We start from the raw sequence: 19,671 nt of genomic DNA on the forward strand, positions 1-19,671 counted from the left end.
CTTAACGGGCTTTGCTTTTCGGTTTGCGCAATGCCTGTACCGGCTTACGCTTGTGCTTGTCGCGGTTCCAACGGTTTTTCTCATCCGGCGTCAGCGCGGGTACTTTACGGGTTTCCAAGTTAGCCAGCGTGGCTAAGTCATCCACCTCATCCTGGGTAAGTTCGACCCACTCGCCAGCTTTTGCCCGCTTATCGAGGAAGATATTGCCGTAGCGCACGCGTTTAAGGCGACTAACCGTCAGCGCTTGCGATTCCCAAAGACGCCGCACTTCACGGTTGCGCCCTTCCAAAATCACTACGTGAAACCAGGTGTTGATGCCTTCGCCACCAAACTCCTGTACATCGGTAAAGCGCGCCGGGCCATCTTCCAACATGACGCCATCGACCATGGCCATGATATGCTCGCGCTTCACTTCACCCATCACGCGAACCGCGTACTCGCGCTCCACCTGAGTAGAGGGGTGCATCAAACGGTTGGCCAGCTCACCATCGGTGGTAAACAGCAGCAAACCGCTGGTATTGATATCCAGGCGCCCAATCGCAATCCAGCGCTCGCCTTTCAGGCGCGGCAAGCGGTCAAACACCGTGCGGCGCCCTTCTGGGTCCTTACGGGTGCACAGCTCGCCTTCCGGTTTGTTGTACATAATTACCCGGCGTGGCACTTCTTCTTCGGGGCGCAGTGCCACAGGACGGTCATCAAAACTGACTTTGTCCCGCGCTTCAACGCGGTCGCCCAGCTTAGCCACTTGGCTATTCACTTTAACGCGGCCGGCGGAAATCGCCGTTTCCATTTCACGACGCGAGCCAAGGCCTGCACGGGCCAAGACTTTTTGCAGCTTTTCGCTGGTGGGGGGCGTGGTGTTATTACTCTGACTCATGGTCGTCTGACCTCACATCGGTAGTCTCCGTGCTTTCGCGCTCCTCTTGTTGGCGCTTGGCACGTGCCGCGAGCCGAGCCTGTAGGTCGGCAAAACTCAGCGGCTGGGTTAACGCCGTCTCGGCGTGCGTGTCGGCTATCTCAGCCGAGGTTATCTGTTCTTTCTGAGGTGGCGCATCCTGCACCGTTTTGATCGTTTCGTCTAGTGCTTCAGCATCTGAACCGGGGTCATTTTCTTCCTGGATGTCAGCATCCTCGGCCATCCCCGGCTCTTCAGGTATTTCATTCTCTTCCCAGCTTGCCAGAGTGTGCATGGGCGGCAGCGCATCAAGGGTTTTTAACCCAAAATCGTCTAAAAAACTGCGCGTGGTGGCGTATACCGCCGGTCGACCAGGGACATCACGATGGCCGACTACGCGAATCCAGCCGCGCTCCGCCAGGGTACGCATAATTGAGCTGCTAACGCTGACGCCGCGAACCTCTTCAATGTCCCCACGCGTCACCGGCTGGCGGTAGGCGATTAACGCCAGTGTTTCCAGCAGCGCCCGTGAGTATCGCTGGGGGCGTTCATCCCACAACCGCGACACCCACTGGGAAAGCCGCGGACGAATGCGCAGCTGATAGCCTGAGACCGTTTCCAGCAGCTCCAGCGCACCGCCGGAATGGCGATACTGTAAACGCCCCAGGACATCACGAAACTCCTTGCGCGTGGGACATTCACCCTCAACAAAAAGTGTCTCCAACCGCTCAAGGGGCAAGGGTTCGCCAGCGGCCAGCAGTGCCGCTTCAATAATATCATCTAAAACAATGTCATCTAACGCGGTGACGGCGTTACTCATGGCGTCTCCTCGTCAGACTCAAAAGCGGACTCACCATAGGCATCATCCTCTATCACGCCCTCATCAAAAGCACTCTCCTCGCCGTCAGCAAGGGCTGCGCGCCGCGCCCGCACGTGAATCGGCGACAGCGGCGCGTTTTGAACAATTTCAATCATGGCTTCTTTGGCTAGTTCGAGAATCGCCATAAATGTGACCACCACCCCTGCACGCCCCTCTTCCAGCGTAAAAAGCGCTTCAAAGGGGGTATAGCGCTGATGGGCGTCATCGTGACTTAGCCGCTCCATAATCTTGAGCATACGCTCGCGGGTAGAGAGCACCTCGCGGCTGATCTGGTGGGCCTGCACCAGCTCGGCGCGCTTGAGGATATCGGAGAGCGCGTCAAGCAGCTCATCCAACTCCACTTCAGGGTGAATCACCCGGGATTCAAGCGGAGGTAAGCCCGCCTGCACGCTAAACCAATCACGCCCCATGCGCGGTAGCGTATCCAGCGTTTCTGCCGCCTCTTTAAGGCGCTCGTACTCTTGCAGTCGGCGGATAAGTTCAGCGCGGGGGTCTTCTTCATCGTCGCCCTCGACCTTCGGCGGGCGGGGCAACAGCGTGCGCGACTTGATCTCCGCCAGCATAGCGGCCATTAACAAGTACTCGCCCGCCAGCTCTATCTCCATGGCCTTCATCAGCTCCACGTACTCGATGTACTGGTGGGTAATGGTGGCTACGTTAATGGTCAGAATATCCAGATTTTGGCGACGAATCAGGTAGAGCAACAGATCCAGCGGGCCTTCAAAAGTCTCTAGAAAGACCCGTAGCGCCTCGGGAGGAATGTATAAATCCTCCGGCATTTGTGTAATCTGCTCATTGAACAGACGCCCAAACGAAACCGCCACTGGATCAGCGGGCTCGGAATCGGGCGTCTCTAAATCGACGGTAGCACTTGGCGTCTCGCTCACGCGGGTCGGCTCTCCTGAAAAGTGGAAATCGGCACCAGCGAACAGTTTAGCAAAGTCTTCCGCATTCGCGTCGCTCTAGTAGAGAGTAAGCATAAGCGTACTACCCAGCTTCCGCTGCTTTGCGGTAGCGGCCAGCATAGTCAAACAGCTTGTCACGGATTTGAAAATGGCGCCCTACTTTGCGGCCTACAACAAAATCAGGGTGGCGCAGGCGGCGCTGTTCGGCAACGACTTCATCGGCGCTTAGCGGTTGCCATTTACCCCCCGGTGCGCGCAGGTGGTAGCGCAGAAAGGCGGCATAGAAGGCGCGCCGCTGGGCGGGGGTTTCCAGCGCGAACCACTCGGCCAAATGGGTGCCATCTTCGTCATGATAAGTGACTTTTAAGCGCGGCAGGCCACGACCGTTGGTGGTCGCTTCCAGCTGCATACCGCTTACCCGCAATACCTTGGCATCCTTCAGCTTAAGGGCATCCTTGAGCTTATCATCCGCGTCCACTAACAGCTTTTCACAGCCGTGGCAGCGGCGGGCGGCAATATCATTCTCGGCGCCGCACTCATCGCACACCTTAAAGCGGAAACGGAAGTCACATTGATGGCGCTTTCCTTGATCATCTTCAATTAGCCCCTGACAACGGCGGCCAAAGTGCTCAATCACTACATCACCGTCGCGCTTACCCCAGTAAAGGTTGGCATGGCCGCAAGCGGGACACTCCACCTGCACCGGTTCGCTGTCGCTATCTGGCTTGGGTTCACCCACTTCCGGCGCAAAGATATCCCAGGGGTTACCGGCGTAATCCAGAATCAGGCAGTCGCTCTTACCCGGCGACAGGCGCAGCCCCCTACCTACCATTTGCTGGTAGAGACTCACCGATTCGGTAGGCCGCAAAATGGCGATCAAATCCACGTGAGGAGCATCGAAACCGGTGGTCAGCACCGCCACGTTTACCAGATATTTAAGCTCCCGCGATTTAAAAGCATCGATCAGCGCAGTGCGCTCTTTTGACGGGGTTGCGCCGGTGATTAACGCGGCTTCTGACCGGGGTAAATAACCGATGATTTCTTCAGCGTGGGCCACGGTGGCGGCAAAAATCATCACCCCCTGGCGATCAACCGCGAGCTCGACAATTTGCCCGATAATACCCGGCGTCGCCCGGCTGCCCGCCACTACGCGATTAAGCTCTTCTTCCTGAAACAGGCCGCTTGAAGAGGGCTTGAGTGCGGAGAAGTCGTAGCCCTCAATGGCCATATCCAGTCGTTTGGGCGCAGCAAGGTAGCCCTGCTTTACCATCAGCCGCAGCGGCTGTTCAAAGACACAGTCGCGAAAAAAACTCTCTTCGCTGCCTCGCACCATGCCATGGTGGTGGCGGTAATAGATAAACCCCTGCCCCAAACGGTAGGGCGTAGCAGTGAGGCCGAGTATTTTAAGCTGCGGATTGAGCTGGCGCAGGTGCTCAATCACCTGGCGGTAGCTGGCGTCTTCGTTGAGCGATACGCGATGGCTCTCATCGATGACCAGCAGAGTAAAATTCGCGTCGTTAAAACTCGCTAAGTTACGCACCACCGACTGCACCGAGCCAAATACCACTTGGCGACTCGCTTCTTTGCGCTTTAAACCGGCGCTAAAAATATCCGCCTCCAGCCCATACGCCTGATATTTAGCGTGGTTCTGCTCCACCAGTTCACGCACATGGGCCAGCACCAGTACACGCCCCCGCGCCAGGCGCGCCAGCTCAGCAATTACCAGGGATTTACCGCTGCCGGTGGGCAGCACTACCAAAGCAGGTTCGCTGGAGGCGCGAAAGTGCACCACCACGCGCTTGACCGCCTCCTGCTGGTAGGGGCGAAGCTGGGGCGTTAGTGAAGGGACTAGAGAGGAGCTAGGTGTCGACAAATTAATTAGCCCGCTATTGAACCATTACGACTTTCGTCGCGTCGTAGTAGTGATGGTTTAAATAATCCCTGAACTCGCAACGTTTGTCAGCGAGAAGACAATAGTGAGGAGAGCCATGACTACCAACCATTTCAGCCCTGAGTGCCCAGAATGCAGCAGTCGCCTAAAACGCCTTCCCGCCACGCGGCGTGGTAAAGCCCATGTGTTCTGCATGGATTGCGGACATGATTTTGGGCGCTTCGAATACCTCGTTGAGCGCTACCGGTTAGAGCTTGAAACGCTGGAGGCTAAACTAGGATTGCCGCCCGAAGGAGCTGACAAAACAACGGCTAGCGCTCCCCAGCGTCACCCTTAATGACTATTGTCACGACTCGAGAAACTGCTAACGGCGGAAAAAAATCCGCCGTTAGCATGGGCGCTTAGGCCCAACGCATTATCATGAACATTACTGGAATCAGTTGAGCCACACCCGAGCGTTGCGGAATAGCCGCAGCCAAGCACCATCTTCCGTCCACTCCGCCGGGCGCCAAGAGTTGGTGACCGCTCGAGCAACACGCTCGGGGTGGGGCATCATAATGGTCACCCGGCCATCCGGCGTGGTCAGGCCGGTTATGCCCGCAGGCGAGCCGTTAGGGTTTGCTGGGTAGCGCGTGGTCGCCTGACCGTAGTTATCAATGTAGCGCAGGGCAATTTGGTTACTTGACTGCATGGTGCGCAGATGAGCGCTATCGCGGAACTCCGCCTGCCCTTCACCATGAGCCACGGCGATGGGCAGCTGAGAGCCTTCCATACCGGCGAGCAGAATCGAGGGGCTCTTTTCAACCCGCACCATCGAAACCCGCGCCTCAAACTGCTCGGATTCGTTGCGCACAAAGGTCGGCCAGTTTTCAGCGCCAGGAATCAGCGACTTCAACTGCGAGAGCATTTGGCAACCATTACATACGCCCAGCGAGAAACTATCATCGCGGGCGAAGAAGGCCGCAAACTGCTCCTGGGCGCGCTCGTTAAACAGCACCGACTTGGCCCAGCCACCGCCAGCGCCAAGCACGTCGCCATAGGAGAAGCCACCGCAGGCCACAAGCCCTTTGAATTCTTCCAACGAAACGCGCCCTTCGAGAATGTCGCTCATATGCACATCCACGACCTCAAACCCGGCCTTATCGAAAGCCCAGGCCATTTCTACCTGGCCATTGACGCCCTGTTCACGCAGCACCGCCATGGCAGGCTTAGCTGTGTTGACATAAGGCGCGCTGATATCTTCATTGATATCAAAGGTTGGGGTGGCGGAAAGCCCAGGGTCGCGGCCATCGAGCAGATTGTCGTATTCGTTCTTGGCGCATTCGGGGTTGTCGCGCAGCGCCTGCATACGGTAACTGGTTTCCGTCCAGGTACGTTGGGTAAGCTGACGAGTGGTTTCCAGCAAGGGCTCTTCAAACAGCGTGACGCGCACCTGGTCGTCGTAACGCGGGCGGGCGATGACACCACAGGTTTCGATACCCGCCACGGCAAACTGCGCCAGCACTTCTTCAGTGTGTTCACGGTTGACCTGGATAACGGCGCCCAGCTCTTCCGAGAACAGCGCGTTCAATGCCTCCACTGGCTCGTCGATCATCCAGTCGAGTTTAATCTCAAGCCCAGCGTGGGCGGCAAAGGCCATTTCTAGCAGCGTGACCAGCAGGCCGCCGTCGCTGCGGTCGTGATACGCCAGCAGCTTGCCGTCGCGGTTCAGTCCCTGAATGACTTCGAAGAACGCTTTGATATCTTCCGGGTCGTCTACATCGGGGCAGTCGTTGCCTACCTGGCCATACACCTGCGCCAAGGCAGAGCCGCCCAACCGGTTCTGACCGCTGCCCAGATCGATCAAAATCAGATCCGATTCGTCTTGATCCAGATTGATCTGCGGCGTGAGCGTCGCCAGGGCGTTGGTCACCGGGGCAAAACCGGTCACCACTAGCGAAAGCGGCGAGGTGACACTTTTGTCTTCGTGTTCACCCTCCTCTTTCTCATCGACCCAGGAAGTGCGCATCGACATGGAGTCTTTACCCACCGGAATCGCAATGCCCAGCGCCGGGCACATTTCCATACCCACCGCATAAACAGCGTCATACAACGCTTGGTTTTCACCTGGGTGATCCGCCGCGCTCATCCAGTTAGCGGAGAGCTTGATATCGCTCAGCTTGGCAATCGGAGCCGCCGCCAAATTGGTGATCGCTTCGGCCACCGCTAAGCGAGCGCTGGCCGCAGGGTTGATCAATGCGACCGGCGGACGCTCCCCCATGGCCATGGCTTCACCCGCATGGCTGTCAAAGCTTGCCGTGGTTACTGCGACATCGGCCACCGGCACCTGCCAGGGGCCGACCATTTGGTCGCGAGCCACCTGGCCGGTAATCGAGCGGTCGCCAATGGTGATCAAGAAATTTTTGGAGGCCACAGTGGGCAGACGCAGCACCCGATCCAGCGCTTCGCGCAGGTCAAGGTTATCAAGCATTACGCCGGACAGTTCAGGTTCGTGACGGGCAAATTCGCGCTGCATCTTGGGTGCTTTGCCGAACAGTACACTCATTGGCAAATCGACCGGCTTACTTTCAAAGTGGCCGTCGCGCACTTCAAGGTGGTGCTCTTCCAAGGCTTCACCGACGACCGCATAGGGGCAGCGCTCACGCTTACATAGCGCGTCAAAAGTGTCCAAATCCTCTGGCGCGACCGCAAGCACGTAGCGCTCCTGGGCTTCGTTACACCAGATTTCCAGCGGGCTCATGCCCGGCTCGGCGTTGGGTACCGCGCGCAGATCAAAGCGGCCGCCACGATTGCCGTCTTTTACCAGCTCCGGCAGCGCATTGGAAAGCCCACCAGCGCCCACGTCGTGGATAAAGCGAATCGGGTTGTGGTCGCCCAGCGCCCAGCAGCGGTCGATCACCTCTTGAGCACGGCGTTCAATCTCAGGGTTCTCACGCTGTACCGAGGCAAAATCCAAATCGGCGCTAGAGGTGCCGGATGACATGCTGGAGGCTGCCCCGCCGCCCAGGCCAATCAACATCGCCGGGCCACCCATCACAATCAGCTTGCCACCAACGGGGATATCGCCCTTCTGAACATGGTGGGCGCGGATATTGCCGTAACCCCCGGCAAGCATAATCGGCTTATGGAAACCGCGCCGCTCAATACCACCCTCGTTAAGCGACTCCTGCTCGTAGGTGCGGAAATAGCCAGTCAGATTGGGACGACCAAATTCATTGTTGAACGCGGCGCCGCCAATGGGGCCCTCAAGCATAATGTTAAGCGCGGACTCCATCCGCCCTGGCTTGCCGTAATCAAAGGCTTCCCAGGGCTGGACGAACTCTGGAATGCGTAGGTTGGAAACCGTAAAGCCGGAAAGGCCCGCTTTGGGCTTGCCGCCGATGCCCGTAGCCCCCTCGTCGCGGATTTCACCACCCGAGCCAGTCGCCGCCCCCGGAAAAGGGGCAATCGCGGTGGGGTGGTTATGGGTTTCAACCTTCATCAGGATATGAATGGGTTCTTGATGAGTGGCGTAGAGCGCACGTTCATCGTCGGCGCCCGTCAGCGGTGTGGCAAAGAAGCGCCCGCCCTGGCTGCCCTTAATGACCGCAGCGTTGTCGCTGTAGGCCGAGAGCACGTTGTCCGGCGATGATGCAAAGGTGTTCTTGATCATCTTAAACAGCGAGTGGCTCTGCGGCTCGCCGTCGATCACCCAATCGGCGTTGAAGATTTTATGACGGCAGTGTTCAGAGTTGGCTTGAGCAAACATCATCAGCTCAACGTCGCTGGGGTTGCGCCCTAGCTCATTGAAGGCATCGACAAGATAGTCGATTTCGTCTTCTGCCAGCGCCAGCCCCAAGGCCTGGTTGGCCGTTGCCAGCGCATCCCGTCCACCCTCTAGAATATCCACACTGCCCAGCGGTGCCGGGTCGTGTTGGGCAAACAGCTTAGCGGCATCCGAAGCATCCGCCAGCACGGTTTCGGTCATACGGTCATGCAGTAGAGCCGCCAGCGCATCCAAACCCTCTTCGTCCGGCATAGCGCTAAAGCTGACCCGGTAATCGATGCCGCGCTCGATGCGGCTAATTTGGCGCAAACCACAGTTGTGGGCGATGTCAGTGGCTTTTGAAGACCAGGGTGACTGGGTGCCCAGGCGCGGCACCACCAAAAAGCGCTGGGCGCGCTCGGGAACCTCTACGCTCGAGTGAGTGCCGTAATCAAGTAACTGCACCAAACGTTCGCGGGCAGCGTCATCCAACTCACCGTGGCGGTCATGGGAATGAACATCAATAAAATGAACATAATGGGCAGACAGCGCTTCCACCTCGGGAATACGTTCACGCAGCACCGTTAACAGCCGAGCATGACGGAAGTCAGAAAGGGCGGGGGCGCCTCGCAGTTCGAGCATATCCTGAAGCCTCTAGAGCAGGGAAATTCGAGCAGGGAAATCACTGGGCCGCCAGGCGGCCGTGCTTTTATGATGCCGGAAAACACAGATAATATGGTACCGGAAAACGCCTATGATACTGGAAACCAGCCGCCACACGAAATCAACAAGGTGACAGCCTGCCTCTGGCTGGGTATCGTGACAGATTGTTTCATGCCGACAAGACGCCATGCTGACGTTGATTTGCCGACATTTTGTAGCCTTTGCTGGCGCTTATTATGCGCTGATCGCGATTACGCTACTGTCCCTAGTACCGACGCTCTCTCTGGTTCCTCCCGGCGAGCATCTTACGCAGATCACTGCAAAAGATTTTATTACCGTACACACCCGCAACACGCCCACCACTTATTACGAAGGTCGCCAAGGCCCTACCGGCTTTGAGTACGAGCTAATGCACCGCTTTGCCGACTACCTGGGGGTGAGCCTTAACCTTAACGCCCGCCATCACCCCGAGAGCGTGCTCCCGGCGGTACGCGAAAGCGGCGACCTGGGCGCGGCGGCACTACCGCTTTTACCCGCGCCCTCCGGTATCCACTACACTCGGCCGATTATTCAGATGCAGCCGCTGGTGGTATACCGGCGCGGCCTGAATGGTATTAGCGAGCCGAGCGACCTGGTCGGCCTGGAGCTTGGTACGCTTAGCGAAGCGGGCACCAGCGAAGCACTACGCGACCTGCAGCGTCGCCATCCAACATTGAGCTGGAAAGAGTCCCATGAGCTGGAGGTCGCCGAACTGCTGGCCCGGGTTGAGAACGGCACGCTGGACGCTGCGGTTATTTTTGAACATCAGTTTCGTTTAAACAGGCTGTTTTTCCCCAACGTTGAGCGCGGTTTTATCCTCGGCGACCCGCTCTCCATGGTGTGGGCGGTGCCCAGTGGCCGCGGCTTAGGGTTACTGGAAGCCGCCAATCGCTTCCTCCAGGACCTTCAGGAAAGCGGCACACTGGATCGGCTGGTCAGTCGTTACTTTGGCCATGACGACTACTTGGAGTATGTAGGCACCCGTACTTTTCTTGATCACCTGGATGCGCGTTTACCCCGCTACACTGAGCTATTCCAGCAGTCTGCACAAGAAACGGGGTTTGATTGGAAGCTACTCGCTGCTGTGGGCTACCAGGAGTCTCACTGGGATCCAGATGCTGTATCGCCGACTGGGGTGCGAGGCCTGATGATGTTGACCAACCCCACTGCGAGTGAAATGGACATTGCTGACCGTACCGACCCCGCACAGAGTATTGATGGTGGCTCCCGCTACTTACGAAGCATTAAAGACCGCTTACCGGAAAGCATTACCGGTGATGACCGCCTGTTTATGGCCATGGCGGCCTACAATGTGGGCCTCGGGCATTTATACGACGCGCGCAAGATTGCTGAAATGCGCGGCGGCGACCCCGATAGCTGGGAAGATGTGCGCGCTGCGCTACCGTTACTGCAGCAGCGGGAGTGGCATAGCCAGACGCGTCACGGCTATGCGCGCGGTGGAGAGCCGGTTATATACGTACGCAATATCCGCCGCTACTACGAAATGATTAAGTATGTTGAGCGCAGCCGCCAGCAGTTTTTCCAACTAGAACAAACGGCTGTCAACGATGATCCGCTGCTATTGTTCGAGCTTGTACCGCCGCTTAATTAAAAGCCTCCTGTCACCTACCCACTTCACTGACCCGTTACCCGCCTGCGGATAGCTACTCATTTGGCTGCTCGCGCCGCTCGGCAAAAAAGCTTTTTAGCAGTTTTTGCGAGGCTGGCGCCAACACCCCCCTGGTCACCAACATCTGATGGTTAAACCACGGCTGCGCCAACAGGTTAGCCTTGGATTCGACCATGCCAGCCCTAGGTTCGGCGGCGCCATACACCAGACGCGCTATGCGTGCATGGATCATCGCGCCCGAGCACATCATGCAGGGCTCTAAGGTGACAAACAGCGTGCAGCCCTCAAGGCGATAATTGCCCTGGTGCTGGCCCGCCTCGCGCAGAGCACGAACTTCCGCGTGGCCGCTAGGGTCGCAGCTCGCCACCGGGGCGTTGCAGCCGACGCCAATAATCTCCCCCTGCGCATCGACCACCACCGCCCCCACGGGCACCTCGCCCGCCGCTGCGGCTAGGTGGGCTTGGTCAAGCGCCCGGTGCATGTAAAATTCATCGCTGCGCATAAACGTAAACTCCGCTAAGGTAGCTAAACGATCGTATGAAAGGGTTGCCCGCTGCTGTGGTAACACGCTTTCACCAACAGCATCTTATAGAGACAGCCGCAAGGATACCGAGAATGACAGACGCGCTGAACAAACTGGTAGCGTTACTGGAGCTAGAAACACTGGAAGAAACACTATTTCGTGGTCAGAGCCAGGATCTAGGCTTTCCCCAGCTCTATGGTGGTCAGGTACTCGGCCAGGCGCTTGCGGCAGCTGCGCGCACCGTAGACAACGAGCGACGCCCGCACTCTCAGCACGGTTACTTTCTGCGCCCCGGTGACCCACATCGCCCCGTTGTCTATCAAGTGGATACCATTCGCGACGGCGGCAGCTTTACTACCCGACGCGTTACCGCCATTCAAAAAGGCCGTCCGATCTTCTTCTGCAGCGCCTCCTTTCAAAGCGAAGAGGCGAGCTTTAGCCATCAGCGTGCAATGCCGGAGGTACCGATACCCGAAGCGTTAATCGAGAGCGGCGAGGTCAAGCACGACCGCTTTCCCGGTCACCCGATTGAGTTCTTGCATCTACCCGGCAACCCCGATAACGGCACGCCTGTCGGCCAATGCTTATGGTTTCGTCTTTCCGGCACGCTGCCAGACGACCCAGCATTGCACCGCCACTTGCTCTCTTACGCCTCAGACTTCAACCTGCTGACCACCAGCCTGATTTTCCACGGCATTGAGTACCGAGATCCCAAGCTGCGCATCGCCAGCCTTGACCATGCCCTGTGGCTCCACCAGGACACCCGCCTGGATGACTGGCTGCTGTACGTTATCGATTCACCCTGGGCAGGCGGCGCCCGCGGGCTGGCGCGGGGGCATATTTACAGCCGCGATGGCCGCTTAGTGGCCTCCACTGCTCAGGAAGGGCTAACGCGCTATTCACAAGACTAACGAGGCAACCTTTCAAAACACTTACGCCCGCGAGTAGCGGGCGTAAGTCAGCGAATAAACTAGGAGCTTAGCCACCGTAGACGTCGTTAATTGACTGCAAAGGGTAGTGCGCCGGGAAAGGCTTACGCGCGACACCAGAATCAACCGCGGCTTGCGCCACTGCCGAAGAGACCCTTGCCAGCAGGCGAATATCGACCGGCGTGGGAATGATGTACTCGCGGCCAAAACTCATCTCGGTGCGCTCGTAGGCGTCCAACACTTCCTGGGGCACCGGCTCGCGGGCAAGGTCTTTTAGTGCGTGAACCGCGGCCAGCTTCATCTCTTCATTAATGCGGGTGGCACGAACATCCAAAGCGCCGCGGAAGATAAACGGGAAGCCCAGCACGTTGTTGACCTGGTTTGGGAAGTCAGAACGGCCAGTCGCCATAATCACATCCGGACGTACTTCGCGGGCAACGTCAGGATGAATTTCCGGATCAGGGTTGGTGCAGGCAAAAATCACCGGATCAGGCGCCATTTTCTTTACCTGATCAGCGGAGAGCAGCCCTGGGCCTGACAGGCCGATAAAGACGTCAGCGTTGTCAATGGCATCGTCTAAGGTGCGCATTTCAGTATCGCGGGCGAACTCGGCCTTATACTCGTTGATGCCTTCGCGATCGGTGTGAATAACGCCACGCCTATCCAGCATCACTAAGTTCTCTTTACGAGCACCACAAGAGATCAGCAGGCGCATACAGGCAATGGCCGCCGCACCAGCGCCCATGCAAACAATCTTAACGTTTTCAATTTTTTTGCCAGTGATATCCAAGGCATTGAGCATGCCTGCCGCAGTGACAATCGCAGTGCCGTGCTGGTCATCGTGGAAGACCGGGATACTACAGCGCTCAATCAGCGCTTTCTCAATTTCAAAACACTCCGGTGCCTTGATGTCTTCAAGATTGATGCCGCCCCAGGTATCGGCAATGCGCGCAACGGTGTCGATAAACGCCTGCGGGCTCTCCGCATCCACTTCGATATCCACAGAGTTAATGCCAGCAAAGCACTTAAACAGTACGCCTTTACCTTCCATAACGGGCTTGCTGGCCAGTGGGCCAAGGTTACCCAGGCCCAGAATAGCGCTGCCATCGGTAATGACGGCGACCAGATTCCCCTTGCCAGTATAGCGGTAAGCATTTTCCGCATCCCTGGCGATTTCAAGTACTGGCTCAGCCACGCCAGGGCTATACGCCAACGCCAAATCCCGTGCTGTCGCGGTGGGCTTGGTCAACTCCACCGAAAGCTTACCGGGGATCGGTTTCGCGTGATAATCCAAAGCAGCCTGCTTATTTGCATCCGTCATGGTCAGAGTCCAGTCAACATAAAGTAGATAAGTCGTTTCAGAATATACAAAAAACCATAGCGCCTCAAGCACGCTGTCAACTTACAACAAAACGCCCGTTTAACTGATTTTTCCCTTCACATTCGTCACTTTTAGCCACCATTTGTAGAAAATCATGCAAACATAGCTCACCCGATAACGCTTTACTTATTGCTGCAACACAGCATTTATGGAAAAATTTTCCACATACAGTTCATCCAGCAAACATATCCGTTAACAAAAAACCCACGCCGGGGCGTGGGTTTTGCGCGAGCGTCGCCTGATGTGAACAGGCCTGCTGGCGATATGGCTATCCGACTGGGATTAGCCGCGCTTAACAGCAGCGCCGAAACGCTTGTTGAAGCGCTCTACGCGGCCACCAGTGGTCGCTTGTTTCTGCTTGCCGGTGTAGAACGGGTGGCAGTTGGAGCACACGTCCAAAGAGAAGTCCTGACCAGAGGTCGAACCTACTTGGAAGGTGGCGCCGCAAGAGCAATTGGCGGTGACCGTGTTGTAATTCGGGTGAATACCTTGTCTCATTTCGAGCCTCACGAAGCTATATGCCGCCACCTGATCTCGTGCCAGGTACCGCATAAGGGTTTGGAAAAAACGACTAACCGGTTAGCCGCTCTGTCGTTACGATAGGTCTTTATAAATAGATCGATAAAGATCGTTAGGATTCAGAGCGGTCGCATATTCTAGCAAAACTAACGCCGGAGGCCAATTGGCTGACTCTTTTTCTTCGCAGGCATACTCTCAAAGACAGTCTCAAAGACCCTCTCAAGCACTCTACCATGTGCTTAAAGTAGCCCTGCCCTCGCCGCTGCGCCGTCTGTTCGACTACTTGCCGTCCAGGGAAGTGCCCCCCTACGGCTGGCAGCCGGGGCTACGAGTGCGGGTGCCCTTTGGGCGTCGCGAAGTCGTCGGCGTGGTCGTCGAAATAGCCGACCACAGCGACCTCCCGCGCAGCCAGTTGCGTAACATCAGTGAAGCGCTGGATGATGCTCCGTTGCCGGAAGATTGGCTGTGGATATGCCGCTTTGCCGCTCGTTACTATCAGCATAGCCTAGGCGATACCCTGCACCACGCCATGCCCGCGCGGCTACGCCAAGGGCACCCCATGGCGGGTCGCACCCAAACCCTCTGGTTTGTCCAAGGCGAAGGCGCAGAAGACATACTCAGCCGAGCGCCCAAGCAAGCCGAGCTGTATGAACTGCTGCGCCAGCACCCTCATGGGTTACCTGGCCGTGCGGTTAGCGCCCACGGTTTTGCCCGCGACCAGCTACTAGCGCTGGAGAAGAAAGGCCTGGCATCCAGCCAGGAGCACATCCTCACTGCTCCTACACCCGCCAACGGAAACTTACTGGCAACACCGGCCCTGCCGCTTAACCGTGAACAGGCGACGGTGCTGGCCGCACTGCATGAGAGGCTCGATGGCTACCACCCCTGCTTACTCGAGGGTGTCACCGGCAGCGGCAAAACAGAAGTCTACCTGCAGCTTATTGAAGCCGTCGCCGCCAAGGGCAAGCAGTCGCTGGTACTGGTACCGGAAATTGGCTTAACGCCCCAGACGCTTGCCCGCTTTAGAAGCCGCTTTCGGGTTCCCGTGGTAGCGCTGCACTCAGGCCTCACCGACCCCGAACGGCTGGATGTGTGGGAAGCCGCTGCCAGCGGCCGGGCGCTCATTATCATCGGCACCCGCTCGGCGATTTTCACCCCGCTGGCCAACCCCGGCGCAATTATTGTCGATGAAGAGCACGACGGCTCCTACAAACAGCACGACGGTTTGCGTTACCACGCCCGCGATTTAGCCGTGGTGCGAGCCCATTACCACAAAATCCCGCTGCTGATGGGCAGTGCCACCCCCTCCCTGGAGAGCCTGCATCAGGCGCTTAGCGGCGCATACCGCCATCTCCGTCTGACTCAGCGCCCCAGCCAGCACCCGCCAGCCAAGCTGGAGCTGATCGATCTGCGCCACCAGCGTCGCCAGGGAGGGCTGCTTCCTGGCGCCATCAAGGCTATCAAAAGCACCTTGAGCGCTGGCAAGCAGGTGCTGATTTTTATCAACCGGCGCGGCTTTGCACCAACGCTTGCCTGCCACGCCTGCGGCTGGATCGCCGATTGCAATCAGTGTGACGCGCGCATGACGCTACACCGCCAGCCTCCCTTACTGGCTTGCCACCACTGCGATAGCCGCCGCGCCCTGCCCGATGCCTGCCCCGAGTGCGGCAGCGGCGACCTGCGCGCCCTGGGTAGTGGTACAGAACGTACCGAAGAGACGCTGCAAACGCTGTTCCCGAAAACTACCATCTACCGCATCGACCGCGACAGCACGCGGCGTAAAGATAGCTTTGAACAGGTACTCAAAGAGATACACCGGGGTGAACCCTGTGTATTGGTCGGCACCCAAATGCTCGCCAAGGGCCACCATTTACCCCACGTCACACTTGTCGTGGTCGTCAATGCCGACGGCGGCCTCTACGCCGCTGACTTTCGCGCCCTGGAGCACAGCGCCCAACTACTTGAGCAGGTGGCGGGCCGTGCCGGTCGCGCCGCCCACCCAGGCCGAGTGCTGGTGCAAACCCTGCATCCCGACGACCCTCACTTAGGCCAGTTGGCTGAGCATGGCTACGGGGCGCTGGCGCGCAATATGCTGGAAGAAAGGCGCATTTCCCAACTGCCCCCGTTCTGTTTTATGGCGCTGCTACGCATCGAAAGCCCAAAAGAGGAGGCCGCTTTGGCCATGGCGCAACAGGCCGCCCAGGCTCTGCGCCAGTGGTTAAAAGAGACCGATGTAGCCACCCGCTGCCTGGGGCCGGTGCCCGCCCCAATGGAAAGACGCCAGAACCGCTACCATTTACACGTTATGCTGACAGCACATAAACGCAGCCAACTGCACCCGGCCGTTAGCTGGCTGGTGCAGTGGCTTGAAGCCAATCGCGAGGCACGCAAGGTACGCTGGTCGATTGATATCGACCCGCAAACCCTCGCTTAGCGCTTATCTCTTGGCACTTGTTTAGCAACACGCCTTTGAAACTGCGGCTCAATTGCCGATAATAGCCGCTTTGCCGACGCACCTTTACTGCTGCGCGTTAGCACACGCCGCCACAGACGTAACCGGATACCTACATGAAAGACACGATAGTTTCTCTGCTCGAAGGCGCGGTCACCGCGCTCAAGCACCAAGGCGTGCTGCCAAACGACCTTCAGCCCACCATCAAAGTGGATCCTACCAAAGACAAGGCCCACGGCGATTACGCCACCAATTTGGCGCTGATGTTGGCCAAACCGGCAGGCAAAAATCCGCGTGAACTAGCCAACGCGCTGGTCGCAGCGCTACCCGAAAGCGACGCTATCCAAAAAACCGAAATTGCGGGCCCCGGGTTTATCAACTTTTTCGCCGCCGCCGATGCCGCCGCGCAAATCGTTGCCCAGGTGCTCGACTGCGGCGACACCTTTGGCCGCAGCATGGTGGGCAAAGGTGAGAAGGTTCAGGTCGAGTTCGTTTCCGCCAACCCCACCGGCCCGCTGCACGTAGGTCATGGTCGTGGCGCAGCGATTGGCGACTGCCTATGCCGCCTGCTCGAAGCCACCGGTTTTGATGTCACCCGCGAGTTCTACTACAACGACGCTGGCGCCCAGATCGCCAACCTGGCGCGCTCGGTACAAGCCCGGGTAAAAGGCTTAGGCCCTGACGATGATAGCTGGCCCGAAGACGGCTATCGCGGCGAGTACATTGTCGATGTCGCCAACGACTACCTGGCAGGCAAAACGGTCAGTGCCGATGACCGCGAAGTCACCGCCAAAAAAGACCCAGATGATTTAGACGCCATCCAAGATTTTGCCGTGGCGTGGCTGCGTCGCGAACAAGATCTGGATCTAAAAGCCTTCGGTGTGGAGTTTGACGTCTATTTCCTAGAGTCCTCACTCTATGAAGATGGCAAAGTGGACGCCACCGTTGAGAAGCTGGTGAAGGCGGGCCACACCTATGAAGAAGATGGCGCCATGTGGCTACGCACCACCGACTTCGGTGATGATAAAGACCGCGTGATGCGCAAACAGGACGGTGGCTACACCTACTTTCTGCCCGATGTGGCCTACCACTTGGACAAATGGCAACGCGGTTTCAAAACCGTGATCAACGAACAGGGCGCCGACCACCACTCCACCGTCACCCGCGTGCGCGCCGGTTTGCAGGCGCTGGAAGTGGGCATTCCCAAAGGCTGGCCCGACTATGTGCTCCACCAGATGGTCATGGTCACCCGTTCTGGCGTCGAGGTAAAACTATCCAAACGCGCGGGCAGCTACGTCACCGTGCGCGACCTGATCGACGAAGTGGGCCGCGACGCCACGCGCTTCTTCCTCGCCGCCCGCCGCGCCGACTCCCAGCTCACTTTTGATATCGACCTGGCCCGCTCCCAGTCGAATGACAACCCGGTCTACTACATCCAGTACGCCCACGCCCGGGTCTGCAGCATGCTGCGTAAAGCCCAGGATGCCGACCAGCCGTTTGATCATGCCCTGGCACTGGCCAACCTGGCGTTATTGGACAGCGACCAGGAGAAAGCCGTACTTAATCGGCTAGCGCGCTTCCCTGAAGTCGTGGAAACCGCCGCCAGAAACCGCGAGCCCCAGCAGGTTGCCCAGTATTTGCTCGACCTTTCCGGCGACTTCCACACCTGCTATAACGCTGTCAAAGTGATGGTCGATGACGACACCCTGCGCAATACGCGTCTGGCGCTGGGCCTCGCCACCCGTCAAGTGCTACGCAACGGGCTTGATTTAATGGGGGTTAGCGCCCCAGAGGAGATGTAAGCAATGGCTAGCCCGCGCAAAAAACCCGCCCCCCGCCGCGGAGCCACCTCGCAGCGCAAGTCCAACCGCAGCTCAGGCGGCGGCTTTCGCCTACCCGGTTGGCTGTGGGGCCTTGCCGGCATGGCAGCTGGCTTCTTTCTGGCTCAGCACCAGCACGGCACCGCCCCCTGGCAAGAGCAGAGCGAAGCGCCTCAAGCCACTGTGATGCCCAAACCCTCGGGTAGCGAAGAGCGCGCCGCCGCTCGGGAAACCGAGGAAGCCGCCGAGCCGTCCATGCCAACGTTTGAGTTTTATACCCTGCTGCCTGAAACCGAGGTCATTGCCCCCGGCGTCACGCTGCCGTCAAGCGTAGTGCGCCCAGAGGCTCCTGAACAAACAGCCGATAGCGATGCAGCCACGGACGCCGCAGGCGATGACCCCATTGCCCAAGTCATCGCCGCCAATACCCGGCCTGAAGACCAGGTCTCAGCGGCCCAGAAAAATGAGGCAGCTACCAATACCCCAGGGCGCTATATGCTTCAGGCGGCCTCATTTCGAGAGGCAAGCGACGCCGAGCAGTTGCGCGGCCGACTGCGCAATTTAAGCCTGCTGGCGGAAATCAGCGAAGTACAGGCGGATGGCAATACCTGGCACCGGGTACAAGTGGGGCCTTACGAGGACACCCGGGAGCTGAACCGCGCCCAGGACTTAATGAATACCCAAGGTATCGAGCCCCTGCTTATTCAACTGCAAAACTAATATTCCCTCCTGGAATACCCTGCGGGCGGTTGATTTTTTATCAGCCGCCCGCATTTTGTTGTGAATGCTTAAACAATGGCCGCTTGATGAGTGGCCTGCCAGTCATCGGGAGCGAGCCTCCCCCAAGGAGTTATCTCCATGACCACTATTGTCTCCGTTCGTCGTGGTAACCAGGTCGCCCTCGCTGGCGACGGCCAAGTATCGCTGGGCAATACCGTAATGAAGGGTAACGCCAGCAAAGTTCGCCGCCTTTACCGCGGCAAGGTACTGGCCGGGTTTGCGGGTGGCACGGCGGATGCGTTCACCCTGTTTGAGCGCTTTGAAGCACAGCTGGAAAAGTACCAGGGCCATTTGACCAAGGCTGCTGTCGAGCTTGCCAAAGATTGGCGCACCGACCGGGCGCTGCGCCGCTTGGAAGCACTGCTCGCCGTCGCCGATCACAGCGCCTCACTGATCATTACCGGCAACGGCGATGTGGTCGAACCCGAGCGCGGCATTATTGCCATTGGCTCTGGCGGTAACTTCGCCCAGGCCAGCGCTCGAGCGCTACTGGAAAACACCGAGCTATCGGCGCGTGAAATTACCGAGAAGTCGCTTTCGATCGCTGGTGATATCTGTGTATTCACCAACCACCACGTGACCCTCGAAGAGCTGTCGATTGACGATCGCTAATTCACTC

Annotated in this window: 15 protein-coding genes; 7 read left to right on the forward strand and 8 right to left on the reverse strand. The window is 58.0% G+C overall.

From position 1 onward, the window contains the following. Position 1: 1 nt before the first annotated feature. The 4 genes from rluB to radD all read right to left on the reverse strand — a co-directional run bounded on the left by rluB (position 2) and on the right by radD (position 4,553). Positions 2-877: a 23S rRNA pseudouridine(2605) synthase RluB gene (gene rluB, locus QEN58_RS15415; RefSeq protein WP_071694183.1), complete on the reverse strand. Its 876-nt coding sequence runs from the start codon at positions 875-877 to the stop codon at positions 2-4. Beyond that, a complete protein-coding gene (gene scpB, locus QEN58_RS15420; protein WP_280104495.1) occupies positions 864-1,715 on the reverse strand; it encodes an SMC-Scp complex subunit ScpB in 852 nt (283 codons plus the stop codon). The genes rluB and scpB overlap by 14 nt, the downstream gene beginning before the upstream one ends. After that, positions 1,712-2,662 (reverse strand): segregation and condensation protein A, encoded by a 951-nt coding sequence (locus QEN58_RS15425; protein WP_280104496.1) that lies wholly within the window; start codon positions 2,660-2,662, stop codon positions 1,712-1,714. The genes scpB and QEN58_RS15425 overlap by 4 nt, the downstream gene beginning before the upstream one ends. A gap of 100 nt (positions 2,663-2,762) precedes the next feature. Continuing rightward, complete coding sequence (gene radD, locus QEN58_RS15430) at positions 2,763-4,553, reverse strand: DNA repair helicase RadD (protein WP_280104497.1); 1,791 nt, start codon at positions 4,551-4,553, stop codon at positions 2,763-2,765. A 115-nt stretch (positions 4,554-4,668) separates the two neighbouring features. Here radD and QEN58_RS15435 point away from each other — a divergent pair, with 115 nt between their 5' ends. Beyond that, on the forward strand, positions 4,669-4,908 hold the full coding sequence (locus QEN58_RS15435) for a hypothetical protein (protein ID WP_280104498.1): 240 nt from the start codon (positions 4,669-4,671) through the stop codon (positions 4,906-4,908). Between the two features lie 99 nt (positions 4,909-5,007). Here the strand turns inward: QEN58_RS15435 and purL are convergent, their stop codons facing one another. Continuing rightward, complete coding sequence (gene purL, locus QEN58_RS15440) at positions 5,008-8,958, reverse strand: phosphoribosylformylglycinamidine synthase (RefSeq protein ID WP_280104499.1); 3,951 nt, start codon at positions 8,956-8,958, stop codon at positions 5,008-5,010. 208 nt (positions 8,959-9,166) lie between these two features. Between purL and mltF the strand changes: the two genes are divergently transcribed. Then, on the forward strand, positions 9,167-10,630 hold the full coding sequence (gene mltF / locus QEN58_RS15445) for a membrane-bound lytic murein transglycosylase MltF (RefSeq protein ID WP_280104500.1): 1,464 nt from the start codon (positions 9,167-9,169) through the stop codon (positions 10,628-10,630). 52 nt (positions 10,631-10,682) lie between these two features. Here the strand turns inward: mltF and tadA are convergent, their stop codons facing one another. Continuing rightward, entirely contained in the window at positions 10,683-11,150 is a 468-nt protein-coding gene (gene tadA / locus QEN58_RS15450) for a tRNA adenosine(34) deaminase TadA (RefSeq protein WP_280104501.1), read from the reverse strand. 113 nt (positions 11,151-11,263) lie between these two features. Between tadA and QEN58_RS15455 the strand changes: the two genes are divergently transcribed. Continuing rightward, on the forward strand, positions 11,264-12,082 hold the full coding sequence (locus QEN58_RS15455; protein WP_280104502.1) for an acyl-CoA thioesterase: 819 nt from the start codon (positions 11,264-11,266) through the stop codon (positions 12,080-12,082). Between the two features lie 67 nt (positions 12,083-12,149). Here QEN58_RS15455 and QEN58_RS15460 read toward each other — a convergent pair whose 3' ends face one another. Then, the gene (locus QEN58_RS15460; RefSeq protein WP_280104503.1) at positions 12,150-13,421 is read right to left on the reverse strand and encodes a malic enzyme-like NAD(P)-binding protein; all 1,272 of its coding nucleotides are present in this window, start codon (positions 13,419-13,421) and stop codon (positions 12,150-12,152) included. A 342-nt stretch (positions 13,422-13,763) separates the two neighbouring features. After that, positions 13,764-13,979, reverse strand: coding sequence for a 50S ribosomal protein L31 (rpmE, locus tag QEN58_RS15465; RefSeq protein WP_071694190.1), 216 nt, complete (start codon positions 13,977-13,979; stop codon positions 13,764-13,766). Between the two features lie 256 nt (positions 13,980-14,235). Between rpmE and QEN58_RS15470 the strand changes: the two genes are divergently transcribed. The 4 genes from QEN58_RS15470 to hslV all read left to right on the forward strand — a co-directional run bounded on the left by QEN58_RS15470 (position 14,236) and on the right by hslV (position 19,664). Further along, complete coding sequence (locus QEN58_RS15470) at positions 14,236-16,434, forward strand: primosomal protein N' (RefSeq protein WP_280104504.1); 2,199 nt, start codon at positions 14,236-14,238, stop codon at positions 16,432-16,434. Positions 16,435-16,568: 134 nt separating this feature from the next. Continuing rightward, a complete protein-coding gene (argS, locus tag QEN58_RS15475) occupies positions 16,569-18,254 on the forward strand; it encodes an arginine--tRNA ligase (RefSeq protein ID WP_280104505.1) in 1,686 nt (561 codons plus the stop codon). A 3-nt stretch (positions 18,255-18,257) separates the two neighbouring features. Next, a complete protein-coding gene (locus QEN58_RS15480; RefSeq protein ID WP_280104506.1) occupies positions 18,258-18,992 on the forward strand; it encodes an SPOR domain-containing protein in 735 nt (244 codons plus the stop codon). A gap of 138 nt (positions 18,993-19,130) precedes the next feature. Then, positions 19,131-19,664 carry an ATP-dependent protease subunit HslV gene (gene hslV, locus QEN58_RS15485; RefSeq protein ID WP_007113850.1) on the forward strand — a complete coding sequence of 178 codons (534 nt, stop codon included), beginning with the start codon at positions 19,131-19,133 and terminating at the stop codon, positions 19,662-19,664. Positions 19,665-19,671 lie beyond the last annotated feature (7 nt).

It is taken from the genome of Halomonas alkaliantarctica (assembly GCF_029854215.1).
Lineage (GTDB): Bacteria > Pseudomonadota > Gammaproteobacteria > Pseudomonadales > Halomonadaceae > Vreelandella > Vreelandella alkaliantarctica_A.